The sequence below is a fragment of the Actinomycetospora callitridis genome, from assembly GCF_028737265.1.
Taxonomy (GTDB): domain Bacteria; phylum Actinomycetota; class Actinomycetes; order Mycobacteriales; family Pseudonocardiaceae; genus Actinomycetospora; species Actinomycetospora callitridis.
The window spans coordinates 245,928-264,528 of sequence record NZ_JAQZAK010000006.1 but is presented as its reverse complement, the minus strand read 5'-3'; the positions used below and the strand labels follow the sequence as shown (position 1 = coordinate 264,528).

The 18,601-nt window shown below is 68.6% G+C and carries 16 protein-coding genes; 6 read left to right on the top strand and 10 right to left on the bottom strand.

What is annotated here, in order from left to right:
- Positions 1-25: 25 nt before the first annotated feature.
- A complete protein-coding gene (locus PH191_RS20195; protein ID WP_274196416.1) occupies positions 26-919 on the bottom strand; it encodes an AAA family ATPase in 894 nt (297 codons plus the stop codon).
- Entirely contained in the window at positions 916-1,740 is an 825-nt protein-coding gene (locus PH191_RS20190; protein ID WP_274196415.1) for a mycofactocin-coupled SDR family oxidoreductase, read from the bottom strand. The genes PH191_RS20195 and PH191_RS20190 overlap by 4 nt, the downstream gene beginning before the upstream one ends.
- 136 nt (positions 1,741-1,876) lie before the next feature.
- Here PH191_RS20190 and PH191_RS20185 point away from each other — a divergent pair, with 136 nt between their 5' ends.
- Entirely contained in the window at positions 1,877-4,138 is a 2,262-nt protein-coding gene (locus tag PH191_RS20185) for a M20/M25/M40 family metallo-hydrolase (RefSeq protein WP_274196414.1), read from the top strand.
- Here the strand turns inward: PH191_RS20185 and PH191_RS20180 are convergent.
- Genes PH191_RS20180 through PH191_RS20165 form a run of 4 tightly spaced genes read right to left on the bottom strand, consistent with a single transcriptional unit; the run spans position 4,135 to position 5,892 of the window.
- Positions 4,135-4,671 (bottom strand): nitroreductase family protein, encoded by a 537-nt coding sequence (locus PH191_RS20180; RefSeq protein WP_274196413.1) that lies wholly within the window; start codon positions 4,669-4,671, stop codon positions 4,135-4,137. The genes PH191_RS20185 and PH191_RS20180 overlap by 4 nt on opposite strands.
- Positions 4,668-4,979 (bottom strand): DUF6092 family protein, encoded by a 312-nt coding sequence (locus PH191_RS20175; RefSeq protein ID WP_274196412.1) that lies wholly within the window; start codon positions 4,977-4,979, stop codon positions 4,668-4,670. The genes PH191_RS20180 and PH191_RS20175 overlap by 4 nt, the downstream gene beginning before the upstream one ends.
- Before the next feature lie 18 nt (positions 4,980-4,997).
- Positions 4,998-5,297, bottom strand: coding sequence for an antibiotic biosynthesis monooxygenase family protein (locus tag PH191_RS20170; RefSeq protein WP_274196411.1), 300 nt, complete (start codon positions 5,295-5,297; stop codon positions 4,998-5,000).
- A gap of 10 nt (positions 5,298-5,307) precedes the next feature.
- The gene (locus PH191_RS20165; protein ID WP_274196410.1) at positions 5,308-5,892 is read right to left on the bottom strand and encodes a YdeI/OmpD-associated family protein; all 585 of its coding nucleotides are present in this window, start codon (positions 5,890-5,892) and stop codon (positions 5,308-5,310) included.
- A 31-nt stretch (positions 5,893-5,923) separates the two neighbouring features.
- On the opposite strand from PH191_RS20165, the gene PH191_RS20160 reads away from it, so the two are divergent.
- Positions 5,924-6,124, top strand: coding sequence for a hypothetical protein (locus PH191_RS20160; protein WP_274196409.1), 201 nt, complete (start codon positions 5,924-5,926; stop codon positions 6,122-6,124).
- Here PH191_RS20160 and PH191_RS20155 read toward each other — a convergent pair.
- The 4 genes from PH191_RS20155 to PH191_RS20140 form a co-directional block, all read right to left on the bottom strand.
- Entirely contained in the window at positions 6,098-6,736 is a 639-nt protein-coding gene (locus PH191_RS20155) for a TMEM175 family protein (protein ID WP_274196408.1), read from the bottom strand. The genes PH191_RS20160 and PH191_RS20155 overlap by 27 nt on opposite strands.
- A gap of 15 nt (positions 6,737-6,751) precedes the next feature.
- A complete protein-coding gene (locus PH191_RS20150) occupies positions 6,752-7,294 on the bottom strand; it encodes a YbhB/YbcL family Raf kinase inhibitor-like protein (protein WP_274196407.1) in 543 nt (180 codons plus the stop codon).
- 87 nt (positions 7,295-7,381) lie between these two features.
- The gene (locus tag PH191_RS20145) at positions 7,382-7,717 is read right to left on the bottom strand and encodes a hypothetical protein (protein ID WP_274196406.1); all 336 of its coding nucleotides are present in this window, start codon (positions 7,715-7,717) and stop codon (positions 7,382-7,384) included.
- Between the two features lie 23 nt (positions 7,718-7,740).
- Positions 7,741-7,866 carry a hypothetical protein gene (locus tag PH191_RS20140; RefSeq protein WP_274196405.1) on the bottom strand — a complete coding sequence of 42 codons (126 nt, stop codon included), beginning with the start codon at positions 7,864-7,866 and terminating at the stop codon, positions 7,741-7,743.
- A 325-nt stretch (positions 7,867-8,191) separates the two neighbouring features.
- Between PH191_RS20140 and PH191_RS20135 the strand changes: the two genes are divergently transcribed.
- The 4 genes from PH191_RS20135 to PH191_RS20120 are packed head-to-tail and all read left to right on the top strand — an operon-like array spanning position 8,192 to position 18,175.
- The gene (locus PH191_RS20135) at positions 8,192-11,251 is read left to right on the top strand and encodes a DUF499 domain-containing protein (RefSeq protein WP_274196404.1); all 3,060 of its coding nucleotides are present in this window, start codon (positions 8,192-8,194) and stop codon (positions 11,249-11,251) included.
- A complete protein-coding gene (locus tag PH191_RS20130; RefSeq protein WP_274196403.1) occupies positions 11,248-11,661 on the top strand; it encodes a DUF7680 family protein in 414 nt (137 codons plus the stop codon). The genes PH191_RS20135 and PH191_RS20130 overlap by 4 nt, the downstream gene beginning before the upstream one ends.
- The gene (locus PH191_RS20125) at positions 11,658-14,606 is read left to right on the top strand and encodes a DUF1156 domain-containing protein (RefSeq protein ID WP_274196402.1); all 2,949 of its coding nucleotides are present in this window, start codon (positions 11,658-11,660) and stop codon (positions 14,604-14,606) included. The genes PH191_RS20130 and PH191_RS20125 overlap by 4 nt, the downstream gene beginning before the upstream one ends.
- Positions 14,607-14,647: 41 nt before the next feature.
- Positions 14,648-18,175 carry a DEAD/DEAH box helicase gene (locus tag PH191_RS20120; RefSeq protein WP_274196401.1) on the top strand — a complete coding sequence of 1,176 codons (3,528 nt, stop codon included), beginning with the start codon at positions 14,648-14,650 and terminating at the stop codon, positions 18,173-18,175.
- The last annotated feature ends 426 nt before the right edge of the window (positions 18,176-18,601 follow it).

Genomic DNA, 18,601 nt, shown 5'->3' with positions numbered 1-18,601 from the left:
CCGGGCCCTCGGCCGCGACCTGCTTTCAACCCGGCTCGGCGCGCGCCGGGTCGAGCACGAAGTACGACTCCCAGATGGAGCGCAGCACGTCCTCCGGCGTCGCCTCCACGACCTCGTCGAGGTGGATGCGCCCCGAGAGCGCGAGCAGCATCCCGTCGAGGACGAGGTCCGGGTACGCGTCGGTGTCACCGCGCAGCCGGGTCAGGCGGTCGACCACGAGCGCGAGGTCGATCGCCCCGCGCACACTGCTGCCCTGCCGGATCGCCTCGTGCTCGCGGGTGGCCCGGGTGAGGGCCACCGCGTCGGCGATCAGCTGCGGCTGCTCCAGGTCGGTGCGGGCCGCGACGATCGCCCGCTCGGCGGCCGCGTCCTGGTAGCCGACGGCGAGGCGGCACAGCCGGTCGCTCACCGACGTCGAGAGCCGCGTGGTGCCGATCGTGTCGTAGGGGTTCATCGTCGCGACGACCCGGAACGACGGCAGGGCCTCGACGGTGCCGACGCGCGGCACCGCGATCCGGCGCTCGGCCATCGCCGTGAGCAGGGTGTTGAGCGTGTCCTCCGGCGCGCGGTTGAACTCCTCGACGTAGAGGAAGCCGCCCGAGCGCATCGCGTCGAGCAGGGGCCCGGGCACGAACGTGTCGGCCGAGTAGTCCTCGCGCAGCACCCGCGCCGGGCTGTGGTGGCCCACCAGCCGGGTCGGGGTGAGGTCGGCGTTCCCCTCGACGAACACCAGCGGCACGTCCCACTCCGCGGTGATCGCCGAGAGGATCGTCGACTTCGACGTCCCCGGCGGGCCCTCGAGCAGCACGTCGCGCCCGGCCGCGACGGCGGCCAGGAGCAGGTCGAGCTCCCGCTCCCGGCCGACCACCCGCGCGGCGACCTTCTCCCGGACGTCGGGCAGGCGATCCAGTTCCGTCACTTGACGCTGAACCCCGCGTCGACCGGCAGGGTCACGCCGCTGACGTAGCGCCCGGCGTCGCTGACCAGGTAGAGGATCGCGTTGGAGATGTCGACGGCCTCCACCATCTCGACCGGCAGGAGGTTGGCCAGCGCGTCGCCCTTCTCGGGGTTCGCTGCCATCCACGCCTCGAGCTGCGGGTTCACGACCATCGGCGTGTTCACGCCGGTCGGGTGCACGGTGTTGACGCGGATGCTGTGCGGCGCGAGCCAGTGTGCGAACGTCCGCATCAGGCCGACGACGCCGTGCTTGGCGGCCGCGTAACCGCTCATCGCCCCGCCACCGTCGCCGCCGCGTCCGGACAGGCCCTGGGTGGAGCTCGTCAGCACGATCGCCCCGCCGTCGCCCTGTTCGATCATGCGCGGCGCCGCGACCCGCACCGTGTTGTAGACGCCGGTGAGGTTGATGTCGATGACGTCCTGCCAGCCGCGCTCCTCGTCCTCGGGCTCGCCGCCGACCTGGTTCGCGATGCCCGCGTTGGCCAGGATGATGTCGACCCGGCCGAGCTCCGCGACCCCGGCGTCGAACGCCTCCTGCAGGCCGCGCTTGTCGCGCACGTCGGCCTGGCGCGTGACGATCCGGCGGTCGAGGTCCTCGACCTCCTTGGCGGTCTGAGCGAGGTCCTCGGGCGTCGACATCGCGTACTGCACGGTGCCGACCTGCTCGCAGAGATCGATGCCGATGATGTCGGCGCCCTCCCGCGCGAGCCGCAGCGCGTGGCTGCGTCCCTGCCCCCGCGCTGCCCCGGTGATGAAGGCGACCTTCCCGTCGAGCTGTCCCATGCTCGCGGCTCCTTCGCGTTCGACAACGTTGTCCCCCCCACCGTGACCCACACCACGTCGATCACGCCACGGCCGGACGGCCGATCTTGTTGCTCATCGCTGGCGAGTACTCCCCGGGTACGGCACGGTGCTCGCCGTGTGGGGTCGCCTCCTGGCCGTGGTGCTGCTCGCGGTGATCGGCGTCTACGCCGTGCTCCTCGAGCGCCCGCCCGACCCGGCGCCCGCCTCGGCCCCGCCCGCCGACTTCAGCGCCGACCGGGCCGTCTCCGTGGTCGACCAGCTCGCCCGCGAGCCCCGTCCGATCGGCAGCCCGGCGTCCGACGCGGCCCGGGACGCGCTGGTCGGGCGCCTGCGGGCCGAGGGGTTGGCGCCGCGGGTCGACGCGACGGCCTCGCTCGCCGCCGAGGAGGGGCAGGCGCGGGCCGCGCGCGTCGAGAACGTCGTCGCCACCGTGCCCGGGACGGACCCGACCGGCGCCGTCGTCCTCATGGCCCACTACGACTCGGTCGCCGCCGGGCCCGGCGCGGCCGACGACATGTCGGGTGTGGCGGCGATCCTCGAGACCGTGCGGGCGTTGCGCGCAGGCCCGCCGCTGCGCAACGACGTCACCGTCGTGCTCACCGACGGCGAGGAGGCCGGGCTGCACGGGGCGCGGGCGTGGGTGCGGGAGCAGCTGGCTCCCGATCGCCCCACCGTCGTCCTCAACTGGGAGGCCCGGGGCGTCGAGGGCCCGTCGCTGATGTTCGAGACCTCCCGGGGCAACTCCGGGCTGATCGACGCGTGGGCCGCGAGTGTGCCCCACCCGCGGGGTGACTCGTCGGCGGTCGAGGTCTACCGCTTCCTGCCCAACGACACCGATCTCTCGCCCGTCCTCGACGCGGGCCGGCCCGGCATGAACGCGGCGTTCATCGAGCGGCCGTACGAGTACCACACCCCCGGCGACGTGCCCGCGAACCTCAGCCGCGCCTCGGTGCAGAACCACGGCGGCAACGCCCTCGCGCTGACGCGGGCTCTGGGGGCGCGGGACCTCGCGCCCCTGGACCCCGCGGCCTCCGGCGCGCCGGTCGTCGGCGACCGCACCTACTTCATCGTGCTCGGCCACCTCGTCACCTACGACAGCATCTGGGCCTGGGCGGTCGCCGGGCTGGCGCTGCTCCTGGTCGTCGTGCTGATCGTCGTCGCCCGCGTCCGACGGAAGGCGACGATCGGAGGCGTCCTCGGGGGCGCTCTGACGTACCTCGTCTCGCTCGCGGTCGCCGTCGCGGCGGGCATCGGCTTCTGGGCGGCGCTCGTCTGGATCCGCCCCGCCTACGCCGACACCGGCCCGTTCCTCGGCCGGCCCACGTTCTACGAGATCGCGGCCGGGGTGCTCGCGTTCGCGGTGACGACGCTCGCGGTGAGCCTGCTGCGGCGACGGCCCGGAGGCGCGGCCCTGTGCGCGGGCGCCCTGCTCGTGCTCGCGCTGCTCTCCGCCGCACTGGCGGTGGCGGCGCCCAGCTCGGTGTTCCTGCTCGCCTGGCCGGTCGCGGGCCTCGCGCTGGGGCTGACGGTCGTCCTGCTGGTGGGGGAGCGGCTCTGGCTGGCGGTGCCGTTCCTCGTGCTCGGCGCGGTCCCCCTCGTGGCGCTGCTGATCCCCTTCGCCGTGGCGTCCTTCGACATCGCGGGGATCTCCGACGGGCTGTCCGTCGCGGTGTTCGTGCTGGTCGGCGTGCCGATCGGGGCTGCGCTGTCCGCGCTGCCGCAGCCCGGCGCGGTCCGCGGCTACGCGCTGCCGATCCTCGCGGTCGTCTGGGTGCTGATCCTCGCCGCCGGGGGCCTCTTCCTCGACCGGCCCGACGCCCGCACCCCGTACGGCAGCAGCCTCGCCTACGTCGTCGACGCCGACCGGGGCGATGCCCGGTGGGTGACGGCCGACGAGGCCCCGGCGCCCTGGATCCGGAGCTACGCGGGGAGCGCGCGTGCTCCTCTGGCCGCCTGGCCCGGCGACGCGCCCGTGGGCACCGGATCCGCGCCGCCGCTGCCCCTCCCCGGCCCGGTCGCCACCGTGCTCGAGCGCACGCCCGCCGGCGTGCGCCTGCTGCTGAGCTCGCCCCGTGGCGCGCCGACGATGTTCCTGCGGAGCGAGCGCGGCGGGCCGATCACCGTGCTCTTTCCCGGCCGCCCGCCGGTGGCGGTGGACCCCGGTCCCGGCCCGCTGGATCTGCGCCTCGACGACGTCGGGCGCGAGGGCGTCGTGGTGGACGTCGCGATCCCCGGACCCGTGGCGCTGCGCGTCGACGACCAGACCCTCGGCCTCGGCGCCGTCCCGGGCTTCACCCCCCGCCCACCGGAGCTGCGGCAGGCCCGTGGGAACGAGAGTGACGTCGTGGTGGTGTCGCGCGCGGTGGCGGTGCCTTAGACGTCTCCGGGCACCCACTGCGTGAGGTCGCGCCAGGTCAGCCTCCGGTTCGGGCTGATCGGTCGCGGCTGCTCGGGAGCGGGGTGGCCGAGGCAGACGATCAACACCGGGTCCCACCCCTCGGGCAGGGCGAGCGCCTCCGCGACCGCGGCGTGGCTGAATGAGCTCACCGGCGCCGCGCCCAGACCGACCGCCTGGGCCGCGAGCAGGATCGTCGCCGTCGCGGTGCCGACGTCGATCCACGGTCCGGGCGCCTCGGGCCGGAAGCCGTACCGCTCGGAGAGCCCGCGGTCCACGCAGATCACGATCGCCGCCGGCGGGCGGGGGATCATGCCGGGCGACACCATGCGCAGCACCCGCAGCGTGCCCGGGTGGGTCGTGGCGACGTAGCGCTGGAGGTGCCGGTTGCCGGCCGTCGGCGCCCAGCGGGCGGCGTCGAGGATCGTCTCGACGTAGGCGCGCTCCACCGGCTCGTCGGTCATCGCCCGCGTGACCCGGCGGCGCCGGATGGCGTCGAGGACGGGGTCGGTCACGTCTCGGCCCCGTACCGCGCGCTGAGGTGCGCGGCCAGCGACCGGCAGGTGGCGTCGAGCTGCTCGACGTACTCGGTGCGCTCGCGCGGCACGGCCAGCAGGGGCATGTCCGCCAACGGCCCGGCCAGCGCCTCGGCCGTCGCCGCCGAGGAGCGCGGACCCATCGCCTCGGCCAGGCGGTGCGCGGCGGTCAGCAGGCGCATCGGCCCGTACTCGGCCGCCTCGTCCACCTGGGTCCGCGCCGCGGTCACGAGGTAGGCGAGCAGTTCCAGCGCGTCGTCCTCGTCGAGGACCCAGGGTGCGGTCACCCCGTCATCCTGGCCCGATCAGGCGCGCTCGTCCGAGACGACCTCGTACCAGCTCATGTCGCTCGGGCCGTCCTGCAGACCTTCCATGCGCTCGCGGGTCTCGAGGAACGCCTCGTCGGAGTGCCACGCCTCCCACGCCGCGCGGGTGGTCCAGGTGCCGATCACCGTGCGCTCGTTGGGGGCGTCGAGCGGGATGACGAGCTGGTTGCCCACCCAGCCCTCCTTGTCGCGGGCGGTCTCGAGCCGGTCGCGCATCGCGGCGTCCCACTCCGGCTCGCGGCCGGGCGTGAGGGTGACGTGGGTGATGACGGTCATCATGACGTCACGGCTACCCGCCTGCGGGCCGCGGGAACGCGACCTCCCCGACCGCCGTCCGCTCCGCGACCTGCGCGACCCGCCCCGCCCGCGTCACCGGCCGCTTGGCCTCGGCGATCCACGCGAGCATCGCCCGGCGCTTGGAGCGGCCGAACGCGTCCCACCGCTCGCGGGAGCCGGGGTGGGCGTCGAAGGCCTCGGCGAGGTCGGGTGGGACCACCAGGTCCTCGACGTCGTCGAGCATGGTCCAGGAGCCGTCGGCCTTGGCGTCGTCGATCAGCGCGCGCCCGGGGGGTGCCATCTGACCCGACGCCTCGAGCCGTTCGATGCGCTGCTTGTTCGAGCGCGCCCAGCCGCTGCCGCGCCGGCGCGGGGCGAACCACATCATCGAGCGCTCGTCGTCGAGCGAGCGGTTGGTGCTGTCGATCCACCCGAAGCACAGGGCCTGCTCGACGGCCTCCTCGTACCCGACGGTCGGGCGCAGCGTGCGCGCCTTCCAGGTCACGAGCCAGACGCCGACGCCGCGGTCGTGGTGCTCGGCGAGCCAGGCCCGCCACGCGTCGATGTCCTCGGGGTGCACCTGCTCGCCGGTGACCATGACCGTCCTCCCGCGCGTACCGTCCGGCGTCGTGGTGGCACCGGGTCCCGACCGAAGCGGCCGCCGCGGACGTCTGTTGCTGATCGTCGCGATCACGAGCCTGCTCGGTACTGCGGCCGTCGTCTACGGGCTGGTCGTGTCGTTGTGGGCGCCGGTCGTCCTGGGCGCCGTACTGCTGGTGGTCGCGGTCTACTGCGCCGTCGTCCTACGGGGTCTGCGTCGACGCTCCTGACGGCCGTCGACGTTCCTCGATCCTGTCGGCCAGCAGGCCCAGCGGGAACGCCAGCGCCCAGCTGATCCGCGCCCACATCGGCGAGACGAAGGCGAGCGGTATCGAGGGCAGGAACGCCAGCACGATGGCCCCGGTGCCCCAGTACTTCTCGTGCGCCCACTGCCGTGCGCGCTCGCTGCCGGCGACCCCGTCGCGCTCGGCGCAGAGCCACATGAACAGCGAGCTCAGCGACGTCGCGATGAGCGCGAGCGCGTAGATGATCGTCCCGGCCGCACTGTCTCCGTCGCCCAGCAGCGCGGTGGGGAAGGGCAGGAGCACGACGAAGAAGAGGAAGACGAGGTTGCCGACGAGCATCTTCGGGCCCGCGGCGGTCATCATCCGCAGGTCGTCGTGGTGCAGCAGCCAGAAGCGCCCGATCACCGCGAAGCTCAGGAAGAGCGCGAGGAACTGGTGCTGCAGCGCGAGCAGGTCCTCGACGACCTGACCGTCCCTGACCTGGGCCTCGGTCAGCGGGAGGATCAGCAGCGTGATCGCGATGGCGAAGATGCCGTCGCTGAACGCCTGGACGCGGTCGAGGGTCGGCGGTGGTGGCTTGTCCTCGTCGTCCACCACCGACGCCCCCTGGTACTAGCCGCTGATCTCGTAGGTCGGGGTGATGATCGCCCGTCCGATGCTGTGGAAGAAGAGATTGAACCCGAGGAACGCCGGGGTCGCGTCGGCGCCCACGCCGAGGTCCTCGACGTCGACGGCGTGGACGACGAAGAAGTAGCGGTGCTCGCCGTGCCCGGCGGGCGGCCCGGCACCGATGTAGCGCTTGGCGCCGGCGTCGTTGGGGAGGGTGATGGCCCCGTCCGGGAGCAGGCCCTTCTCGGGGTCGCCGGCATCGCGCGGCAGGCTCGTGGTGGAGGCGGGGATGCCGGTGACCGCCCAGTGCCAGAACCCGCTCGCGGTCGGTGCGTCGGGGTCGTAGCACGTGACGGCGAAGCTCTTCGTGCCCTCCGGCGCGCCGGACCACTCCAGCTGCGGCGACACGTCCTCGCCCCCGGCGCCCATGATGCCGCTGACCTGCGCGTTCGGGAGCGTCTGCCCGTCGCTGATGTCGGTGCTCGTGACGCTGAACGACGCCACGTCGGGCAGGAACTCGTAGGGGTCGGGCGGCTGGTGGGACACGGCACGGCCTCCTCGGTGCGGGGATCGTCTGTCCGCGCCAGTACCCGTGCGGTCCCGCCCGGCACGCCTCCCGGACGACCGTCGTCGTCAGACGGTCGCCGGCGCGGCGTCCCGATCCTCGGCGGGCACCGTCGGCGCGACCAGGAGCGCCACCCCGAGCACCGCGAACCAGAGCAGGCTGCTCAGCGCGGCGACGATCGGCAGCCAGAGGTGCAGCAACGGGAGGACGCCGAGAACGCCGGCCACGGCGACCCAGGAGGGCAGGACCCGGGTCCGCCACACGACGAGCGACGTCGCGAGGATCATCGCCGCCGCCCCGAGCTGGGCGTAGTGGTAGCTCCAGACGGCCAGCGCGAGCAGAGGCTGGGAGAGCACGGGGAGGACGACGCCGCCGAACCGCACGACCGCCGCGGGGTACGCCACCTCGGCCGCGAAACCCGCGGCGGTCAGGGCGAAGAAGAAGACCCCGCCGGCGAGGGCGAGGTGTAGACCGCCGCCGCCGGGCCCGCGGCCCGGCGCAGAACGTGGACCAGCACCGCGAGGAACACCAGCCCCAGCAGGACGTGCAGCATCGGCAGCGATCCGTTGACCGTGACGAACTCTGGCCGCGCTGTCGCAGCACCCAGTCGCCCCCTCCGGGGTGCGGCTGCCCCGGCTGGGACCCCACTCTTGGAGGCGCACGTTCGAGTGGCATCCAGGGGTTTCCCGGTGGGAGTCCCCGCTCAACCGGAAGCCCCGCTGGGTCTCGAACCGCTCCGGCGTTGTGTACTACCGCTTCTACTGCAACAGGAGGCAGCTAGGCCGCTCTGCCAAGGTCGCAGAGGTCGTGAGTGGATCTTAGGCTCTGCAGGATGTCACCCGGACCGGGCCTGAGCGCCAGCATCGAACGTCTCCCCGGTGAGACTGCGCGCGATACCTTCAGCCGGACAGCGTCACCTCTCGAGGGAGAACCGCAGGATGACTTTGCTCAGGACCCTCACGCCCCGCCAGGACGTGATGGCGGGTGAGCTGACGGAAGGCCGTTTTGCTGCGGGGCTTGAGGACGTCGCGTCGGGGACCGCCGCCGACGCCTACCGCAAGCCGGAGTCGTTCTTCGCCCAGACCTATCCAAGCGAGGGCCTGCGCACTCTGCTGAACGAGGCGCTCGGCCGGGTCGGAGGGACCCGCCCGGACGCGGCGAGCGTCCTGCGGCTGGAGACGAACTTCGGCGGCGGCAAGACCCATAATCTCATTGCGCTTTTTCACGCCGCGCGCACCGGAATCCCGGCCGACCTGGCCGTGACCTTTATGGATCCCGCCGTCCTCGCGGGCGCTGGCGTGACACCCGCCACGGTCGCGGTTTTCGTCGGCACTAGCGCAGGCGCGAGCACCTTCCCGACCGTGCACGGCATCGCCGCCCGAACGCCGTGGGGCTACCTCGCGCTCCAAATCGGCGGCCTCGCCGCCTACGAAATCGTCCGGGGAGACGACGAGGCGCTTAGCGCACCCGGCAGTGATCAGCTCAAGCGAATATTCGAGGGCAAGCCCGTCCTCATCCTCATCGACGAGATCGCGCGGTATCTCTCCGCAGCCGGCGCGCGCAAGGTCGCGGAGAGCACCCTCGCAAAGCAGACCCTGTCGTTCCTAATGGCCCTGTTGGAAGCGGCGGACAGCAGCGAGCAAGTCGTCGTAGTCATCACGACCGCTGGCGAGACCGACGCCTTTGCCGCCGACACGGAGGACCTCGCCTCAACGCTCAAGGAGGTCGCGAGCCTGCTCGCCCGCAAAGAGCTCGTTCTGCGCCCCAGCGGAGAAGCAGACCTCCCGAAGATCCTCGCCCGCCGGCTCTTCGAGACCGATTTGACACACCTGTCCGAAAAGAAGTCCGTCGCACTCCGGTATGCTGAGGCGGCCGAATCAGCCCACGCCGCCGGCCTCGACCTCCCGCCTGAGATGGTCAGTGGTAGTTACGCCAAGGACATTGAGACGAGCTACCCGTTCCACCCGGACCTTGTCCGAGTCCTCGACAAGCGGCTGTCAACAATCCCGAACTTTCAGCGGACCCGCGGGGCGCTGCGGCTGCTTGCCCGGGTGATCCGGCGAACCTGGGGCAACGGAGTCGACCTCGATCTCATCCACCTGCACAACCTCGACCTTTCGGACAGCGCACTCGCGGAGGACCTCTCGAGCCGCATTGACCGCCCCCTCTACGAGCCTGTAATTCGCGCGGATATCGCGCAGCAGGCAGGGGGCGCACCGAGCCATGCCGACGAGGTCGACTCGAGGATGGGCACGCCTTACGGGCGCCGCCTCGCCACCACGGCATACCTGTTCAGTCTCACGCGGGAAGTCCCGGGTGTCTCTGCAAGCGACCTCTATGGTGCAGTCCTGACCCCCGGCAACGACGCGAATTTGATCGTGAAGGCCCTCGACGGCCTGGAGACCACCTGCTGGTACCTGCACGCCGACGTCCGTGGATACCGCTTCTCGACCGAGGCGAGCCTGGTCCGGCTCGTCCAGGAGGCCGAGGATAAGATCCCCGGCAGTAAGGTACGTGAGCGGGCGACGAAGATCCTTAGTGAGCAGTTCAAGGACTCCGCTTTTAAAGTTCGCCGCGCATGGGAAGACGCGAAGATTCCTGATAACAGTGAGGATGCTTACCTCGTCGTCTATCACTGGGACGACTTTGGCGACGGCCTCGGCGTTGACCCCGACGGACCTGTACCCCGGAAAGTCGCGGAGACGTACGAGAAGTCTCCCGGTGGGGGCGTGCGCGAATATCGCAACCGGCTGGTGTTCCTCGCTCCGAGCTCCGGCGGTCACGAGCCGATGCTCAGGGCTGTCCGCCGGCTACTCGCGTTGGAGCAGCTGCGCGCGACCCCGGAGCTCCTCGCCACGCTCGGTGAGGAGAAGCGCGCCGACGTCGGTAAGCAGGCTTCCGCGGCAACCGGTCTTGCTCGCGTTGCGGTCTGCAACCACGTCAACGTCTTGTACGTCCCGGGCGCTGGCGAGCTGGAGACCGTCGTACTCGGGACGATCACATCGGCCAGCCTGGTCCCAAATCAGACCGATGCGATCCTCGAACGGCTGGAGTCGATGGATAAGACACTTGTTGCAGGGAGCAAGCCGCTCGACCCGGCGTATGTGCGCAGCAAGTTAGGCGCGCAGTTCGACTCGCCGCAGCCGACCATGGAGGTGGCACGCGCCTTCGCGCGGCGCCCTGATCTCAAGATAGTTCTGGACCGGCAGCAGCTCGTCAACTTGCTTATTGCAGGGGTGCGTAATGGCGTGTGGGAGTACCAGGCGCCGGGAGGTGGAGCGGACAGCTGGGCCACAGCAGCACGCCCTGGGCCGACCCCCCGTCTCGGCGAGGACGTACTGCTGAACCCACCCGGTTCATACAAGGACACCGGCCCCGAAGCCTGTCCGCTTTGCGACCAGGTCCACACCGGGCCGTGCGCCTCGGGCGGCGGTGCAGGCGGTGCAGGCATTAGTGGCGGAGGGGACTCCACGCCCGCCGTCAACCGCTTCCATGGCAGCGGTGCAGCCGGACCAGCCCTCGTCACGGCGCGCACGGCGGCGGCGGAAGCTGACAAGACTCACGTGACTGGCCTGCACGTTGAGGTCGCCGAACTCGGCGACCACGCGGGTAAGGAGCTCCAGCGGCTCCTGACTCTTGCGCCCGGTACCGGCCCGAAGGCGACAGTTACCTACGACATCACCGCCCGAATTCAGCTAGACAGCCCTGAGCACGAGGTCAACATCGTGTTCCGAGGCACGGCGGCTGAATACAGCCCCCTCAACGAGGCGCTCAGGGCGCTTCTTAAGCGTCCCGCCGACCTCAAGGCAACGGTAGATCTAGCCTGGCCCCAGGCCGTCGAACTGCAGGGGCCGGAGGTGGCCAACGTCGTCAAAGCCGCCCAGTCCACTGGACCGACGAAGTGCGGAATTTGCATCAACACCCAGGAAACTCCTTGACCAGAAACGAGCGGTACCAGTGTGTCGTCGAACGGGACGAGGACGGGCGTGTCGCCGCTCTGACCGTGCTGACGACTGACCTCGAGGGTACGGAACGGCAGGTCCGCGTTAACGGGTACCGCGCGATCCACCTCGTAGCGGGTTTTCAAGAGATCCTCCGATCGTCGAGGCTACGAGGACGCGACTGGACGAGCGGCGAGCCCATAGTCGTCGACCCTCAGCTCGGCGCTCAAGTCGAGCTGCTCCTACGTGCGGTCAAGCCGCTACAGCGCGTAGACCGCATCACCACAGTCGCTGAGGGCGTCGCGGCGATGAGCCGGGAGGAAGCGGCCTACTGGCACGCGCAGACCAGCCGACGCAACGGCCTGCGATCCCTGCGCCTACTCCTAGGGGAAGGACCGAAACGATGACCGTCCCCAGCCTGATCGACCAGTGGTTCCCCGCCCAGCAGATCGGCGCCGAGAGCCTGCGCGAGCGAGGCAGCGCCACCGCCATGCCTCCAGTGAACGTTGTGCACGTCTGGTGGGCCCGCAGACCACTCTCCGCTAGCAGGGCCGCGATACTCGGCAGCCTCTTGCCTGCCTGGCCTACCCCCGCTTCGGCGGGGCAGGACAGCGATGCCCAAAGGGTTTTGGACGGCCTCCTTAAGGAGTTCGTCAACGAGGCTGCCTATCACCAATGGTTCCTGCAAGTCGTCGGCATCCCGCGCGGCAAGGACCCGGTCCGGGCACGTGGCGAAATCGCAGCTGCAGTCGCAGCCGGAGTCCGGACGAAGGGGAATGCGTACGGCTATGAGCGGGCGTTCACCCGGGCCCCTGAGGCTGACGAGATCGCTACGCTCCGTAGACTCAGCGCCCTCCGAACAGGAGCCTCGCGAGACGAGCCGCCGCTCACTCTTGACCTGTTCGCAGGCGGAGGCAGCATCCCCTTTGAGGCCATGCGACTGGGGTGCGACGTCGTCGCCAACGAACTCAATCCGGTCGCGTCCGCGATCCTGCAGGGCACGCTCGGTGTTGCTCACGACTTCGGTCAAGATCTGGCCGAGGACGTCGAGGCGTGGGGCCGTCGCTGGGCTTCCGCTGCCGAGGCGCGACTCGCCGGCTACTTCCCAACCGACGCAGAAAACCCCGTCCAGTCCTACATCTGGGCCTTCGCGGTACCGTGCCCTGTGACTGGGCTCCCGACCCCGCTAGCGCCAAATCTGTGGCTCGCTCGCACTGACTCAGTTGGAACTCAAGTTGCTGTGCGACTTGATGTGGATCGAGACGCCGGGAAGCTATTGCCTAGCGTCGTCGAGGGCAACATGGCGGCACATTACGGAGATAGGGCGACCTACAAGGGCGGCGTAGCCGAGAGCGTTTGGACTCGGGACGCGACTTTCTCCGGGGAATACATCCAGCAGCAGGCCAAGGCAGGTAATGGCACATATGTGCTTCTCGCCGTTTGCTACCAGGAGGCCTCGGTAAAGGGGCGGCGCTTCCGTGGCCCAAACGACGCGGACATTTCTGCGATCGCCGAGGCGGAGAAGGAACTTGCATCTCTCCGACCTCACTGGGAGATCGACGGGCTGATGCCTGACGAGCAGATCCAGACCGGCCAAAAGACGGATGAGCTGCTTCGTATGGGTGTTGCACGCTGGTCGGAAGCTTTCCTACCCCGCCAGCTACTGTCCAACATGGTCCTGTTAGAGGAGCTCATCCGCATACAACCGGAGATGCGGCGCGAGCTCGGGAACGAGAGAGGTCGAGCCGCGGCCCTTCTCCTCGCCTTCGCCCTAGACCGAGCGCTTGACTACAACAGCAAGCAGTGTAACTGGGACGCTAGCAGGGTGAAGATCCGAAATAGCTTTGATCGTCACGACTTTGCGTTCTCATGGACCTGCGCGGAGTTCGAAACTGCACGACTACTCATTCCGTGGGTGGCTAATAAGGCAGCAAGTATCCATCGACAGCTCAGTCGCAATGTGCACGGGACCACACAGGCACGGCTGGAGGGCGACGGGGCGGTACTTGGTCGTCCGCGCGTGTTGCGCGGGAGCGCTACCTCAGTGGACATGCCGAGCGGCTCCGTCGATGCCGTCATCACGGACCCGCCGTACTACGACAATGTTATGTACGCGGAACTGAGTGACTTCTTCTATGTTTGGCTCAAGCGTTCCTTGAGTGGTATCTGGCCTGAGTTCTGCGACCTCATGATCACGGACAAGCTAGATGAGGCAGTGGCTAACCCATCTTTGTTTAAGGATGTCGCAACGCACTCCGGCCGCGGAAAGCGAGCGAAGGGAACGACCACAGCGTCGGAACTCGCCAGCGCGCATTATGAGGATTTACTCACGCAATCCTTCCGGGAGGCGCACCGGGTCCTCTCCGAGCAGGGCGTGCTGAACGTGATGTTCACGCATAAGCGGGTAGATGCCTGGGACACGCTGGGGGCGGCGCTCCTCAACTCCGGCTTCGCCATCACGTCGTCGTGGCCCATCGCAACTGAGTCTGAGAACTCCTTGCACCAGGCGAAGAAGAACTCGGCACAGTCCACCATCCTGCTGAACTGTCACAAGCGCGGAACCACGACCCCTGCTTATTGGGCCGACATCCGGCAAGAGGTAGGACAGGCCGCCGTGGATGCGGTCGGTCGGTTCAGCAGCCACGGGCTCAAGGGCGTCGATCTCACTCTCGCGACCTACGGCCCAGTTCTCGCGGTCCTGTCGCGTAACTGGCCGGTGTTTACCGGCGAGCTGGATGCCAACGGCAAGCCGGAGGTCCTGCGACCGGACATTGCCCTCGACCTTGCTCGCGAGAGGGTCGCGGCCTTGAAGAAGCGCGGGCTCCTAGGCGGCAAGGATGTTGAATTTGACCGAGTCACCGATTGGTGGTTGCTAGCTTGGTCGGACTTCCAGGCCGCGGAGTTTCCGGCCGGCGAGGCGCTGAAGCTTTCACTTGCAACGCACCTGGACCTCGACGCGCTAACTACGACGCACAGGCTCATCAAGGCGGTTTCCGGCAAGGTGACGCTGCTGTCCCCGGCGCAGCGGCGTACAGCAAGGGCGCTCGACACCGACGCGAACTCGTACAATACCCTTGTGGACGCGTTGCACGCGTTAATGCTCGTGTACGAAGAGGACGGGGTTCGCGCCGCCCAATCATGGTTGGATCGGCACAGGTTTGCAGACGAAACGCGATTTAGAGAATTGGTTCGCGCGGCATTGCACGCAGTGCCTCGGCGCAAACAGAAGGGCGTCTTCGTTCGCCCGGAGGCGCGCATCCTCGACTCGCTACGAACCTCTTTCTTCGACGACATCCACATGCTGCCGGACCCCGACGCGGTGCTCGCCGAGGCGCCCCCCGCGCTGTTCTAGCCGTGGCACATGAGATCGCGCCAGGCGCGCGCCGACCCCCCTTGCGGACTCTCGACCTGCCGCCCGGCTACGACAGCGGCGACGACGTCCTCAACTCGTTCTATGTCCCCGCGCTGCAGCGGGCGACATCGTACTCCCGGTCTGTCGGATACTTTCGTTCATCCTCACTATCTGTCGCGGCGAAAGGCTTGTCCCGGTTCGTCAATGGGAACGGCAGCGTCCGCCTCCTTTGCGGCGCGGAGCTGCGGGACGAGGACGTTGAGGCTCTCCAGGGAAAGATCATCACCGCTGGCCCCCTCGCGGACCGGCTCGCCGCCGGCCTAGTGACAAGCGACGACATTGGCCGGCGCCGAATCGAGGTGCTCGCATGGCTCGTCAAGCAGAATCGGCTAGTCGTGAAGATCGCTGTGGCGGTGGACGAGCACGGCAAACCGATTGTCGGCGACGGCAGCAAGCCGTACTTCCACGAGAAGATCGGGGTGCTCCGAGACGAGACGCAGGATGCCGTCGCTTTCCAGGGGTCAGTGAACGAGTCCGCGACCGCTTGGACCCGTAACTTCGAGTCGTTCAGCGTCTATAGCAGCTGGGGCGATTCCGCCCCGCATTTCGCGTTCTGGTCGAGCAGGTTCGAGAAGCGGTGGACAGGCCAGGTCCCCGGCTTCCGAGTCTACCCGCTGCCGGAGGCAGTCGAAGAAGCGCTAATCGCGCGTGCCCCCGACACGGTGCCCGGGGAGCGCGACCCCGAGGAGGCACCGCCTATGGGGGAGCCAAATACGGTTGCCCGGTTCCTCCACGCGGCGCCCCGCCTCCCGTGGGCTGGTGACCTTGCGGAGGCGACCAGCGGCGTACGGTTGTTCCCCCACCAGCGCCAGAATGTCGCGCGGCTCGCGGGCATGTACCCGCGCTCGTGGCTCGTAGCGGACGAGGTCGGCCTCGGCAAGACCATCAGCGCCGGCATGGGCCTCCGGCAGCTGGTCCTGAATGGCGAGGTTGCGAAAGCCCTCGTGTTAGCCCCCGCGAACGTCTGTCGGCAATGGCAGGACGAGCTGTTCGAGAAGTTCGCGCTCTGGGTGCCTAGACTCGATCAGGGCAAGATCTACGGCGCGCACCCCGATGACGTCCGACCCGCCGGCCCGAACCCCTATGCCGAACACCCCTTGCTCCTCGCCTCTAGCCACCTTGCGCGGCGACCTGACCAACAGGAGCTCGTCCTCGCCGCAGGCCCGTACGACCTGCTCATTGTGGACGAAGCGCACCACGCCCGGAGAAACCACGCGAACGAGGACCGGTACCGGCCCAGCCGGCTGCTGGAGCTCCTCGACAGGGTCAACGAAGGGAACGCGGCAAGGGCCATCTGGTTGATGACCGCGACCCCGCTACAGACGAACGCGGTTGAGCTCGTCGATCTCCTCCGGCAGACCGGCCTGTCAGGGCCGCTCACGGAGGAACGGGCCTTCATCCGCTTCTACGCCGAGCTGGCCAAACCCGATACCCGTCAAATCGCCTGGGCGTGGCTCGCGGAGCAGGTCCGGCGGACTCCTTCATTGCCCCAAACCCGCGCAGAGGAGAGCCTTGCCGCCGACATTTCCCGGCAGCTGGGACCGGTTATCGCAGAAATGGTCTTCCGTTTCGGCCTCGACGGGGTCGACTCGTCGCAGCGGATCGAGGAGGTTGGCGAGGCCGGTAGGGAGGCGCTGCGGGCCTGGTTGCGCGCTCTAAGTCCAGTCAGGCAGTACGTAGCCCGGCACAGCCGAGCGACCCTAAAGGCCTACGTGAAGCGAGGGCTCATAGCGGAGAATCTCGCGGACCGCGAAGTCCTCCCCGTCGTGGTCGACCTGCTCCCCGACGAGCAGCAGCTCTACGACGACCTCGAAGGGCTCATTGACCGGCTACTTGAGGCTCACGGGAAACGTCGCGGCGCGGGTTTCGTACTGACGGTCTACCGCCGTCGATTGACCAGCAGCTGGGCGGCGATATATAAAACGCTCCAGAAGCGGCTCGCTAGCGAGGAGACGTTCCTCGATCAGGTGCTGCTGGACGACGCGGCGGACGATCTCGACGACGAGGACGGGGCACCGGCGGTCAAGGAAGCGGACGCTATTCCACTCACCGCGAAGGACCTGCAGGAGATGCAGGATTACGCATCCCGGATCACACGGGTTCACGACAGCAAGTTTGAGGCCCTCGAACGGCACCTCGATGAGGCGCGTGGCAACGGCCACAGCACAATCGTCTTCACGCAGTTCACCGACACTCTTGACGCGCTGCGTGATCGGCTGCACCACAGGTATCGCAGTCAACTCGGGACATTCACCGGCGACGGCGGCAAGGTGTTCCGCGAGAGCGACGGTTGGACCGACATTGGAAAGCGGGACCTCGTCGAGGCGATCAAAGCCCGCGCGGTCACTGTTCTACTCGCGACCGACGCGGCCAGTGAAGGACTTAATCTCCAGACCTGCAGCTATCTCATCAACTACGACATGCCGTGGAATCCGATGCGTGTCGAGCAGCGTATCGGCCGCGTCGACCGTCTCGGTCAGATCAGGAACAAGGTCGTTGTCCGAAACTTCTTTATCGAAGGAACCGTCGAGGAGGAGGTCTACAGAGCGCTGGCGTCTCGGATCGACCTATTCAGCGGAATCGTTGGTGGTCTCCAGCCTATCCTTGGCGCGGTGGAGGGAGCCTTTCGCGGCGTCTTTCGGGCCGCTGCGAGCGAACGGGCGGCCGCCCGGCATGCTGGCGTGCAGACGCTCATCGGCCTGGTCGAGTCGAATCCAGGGGCAGACCTGCCACTCGATGTAGACGAGGACCCACTCCCGATACCCGGGCCCGTCCCCAGTGCCGTCACGCTCACTGATCTCCGCGAGGTCGTGATCGAGCGGCTAGGGGCTGTCCTTGACGAGCCAGATCGCCCCGTCACATCCGATCCCGAGCGCGTCAGCCGCGACCCGGAGTCTTGGGTCGCCCTTGCCACGTACGGGCACCCGCGGCTGGGTCACACCCTTGATAGTTACACAGCCCCCCAATCGTCCCTCGTCATTGTCGAGGCGTCAGCGCGCGGGCCCGCTATCGCCATGCGCTCGGACACTTCTCCGCCCCAGCCCGCCGCTCGGCTCGCCGATATTGACGAGATCGGGCCGTCAGTCAGTCGGTCCGAGGCCGAGGCTACCGCCGAGATTCAGCTCGCCAGGGCCACAGCCAGCCGCCAGGCTCGGTACGACGCCGTTAGAGATCGCCATCGGGAGGACGCCCGCGAGCGGCTGCGAGCCAGGTTCACCGACCTAGCTCGGTCCGTGCTCGCGGACGCCGCCGCCGCGGCACGCTCCGCCGGGACGACTACGGAGCCCGCCCTTCTCTGGCTCGAGCTTAAAGACGAGACCGGCATGATTCGCTACCTGGACACGATTCGAGACCAGCTTAGAGTCAGCAAGGGTCCACTGCTACGTCCCACGGACGACGACCACCTGCTGAACGAGGTCGAATGGAGCCGTCGTAAGTATCGGTACGGCGAGAAGCTCAGGTCGCTCGCGGCAGAGGTCCGACGGCTCGACGCCAGCTCGCCCTCCTGACTGACGCGTCAAGATCGAGAACCGGAGCTGAAGCAGTCGTCTCCACCTCACTGCGTGTAGCCCCGAAGTCGAGCTTCTTTCGGGGCGTAGGAGTCGTTAGAGCGATTCGCGGCCGGGCCCTGCCCTTATGGCAACCAGGCGACCCACCGCTAACGCGTCATCTGTCGGCTATCTTCTCGGAACAGAGGGGTGAGGCTGCGCATTGCCGGCTCTTATCGGGCTGCGAGTACGAGCGCGGCATCGGGTATGTGCAGTAGTTGAGAAGATTGCCGAACCTGAAACCGAACCCGCGGTGGCGCGGAGGGGGCTTGAGGCGGCTATCTCGGCTAGGCGGGCCGCTGCAGCCCTACGGTTGGATGTCATGATGTCTCGGTATCGCGAGCGGCTCATATCTCAACTGCGAGAGCGAAAGACCAAGGGGTGAGA

What these genes read in the sequence shown, in the direction of transcription:
- PH191_RS20170 (WP_274196411.1), bottom strand. Translation starts at nt 5,297, where the DNA reads ATGATGACCGTCATCACCCACGTCACCCTCACGCCCGGCCGCGAGCCG.
- PH191_RS20165 (WP_274196410.1), bottom strand. Translation starts at nt 5,892, where the DNA reads ATGGTCACCGGCGAGCAGGTGCACCCCGAGGACATCGACGCGTGGCGG.
- PH191_RS20140 (WP_274196405.1), bottom strand. Translation starts at nt 7,866, where the DNA reads ATGCTGCACGTCCTGCTGGGGCTGGTGTTCCTCGCGGTGCTGGTCCAC.
- PH191_RS20190 (WP_274196415.1), bottom strand. Translation starts at nt 1,740, where the DNA reads ATGGGACAGCTCGACGGGAAGGTCGCCTTCATCACCGGGGCAGCGCGG.
- PH191_RS20125 (WP_274196402.1), top strand. Translation starts at nt 11,658, where the DNA reads ATGACCGTCCCCAGCCTGATCGACCAGTGGTTCCCCGCCCAGCAGATC.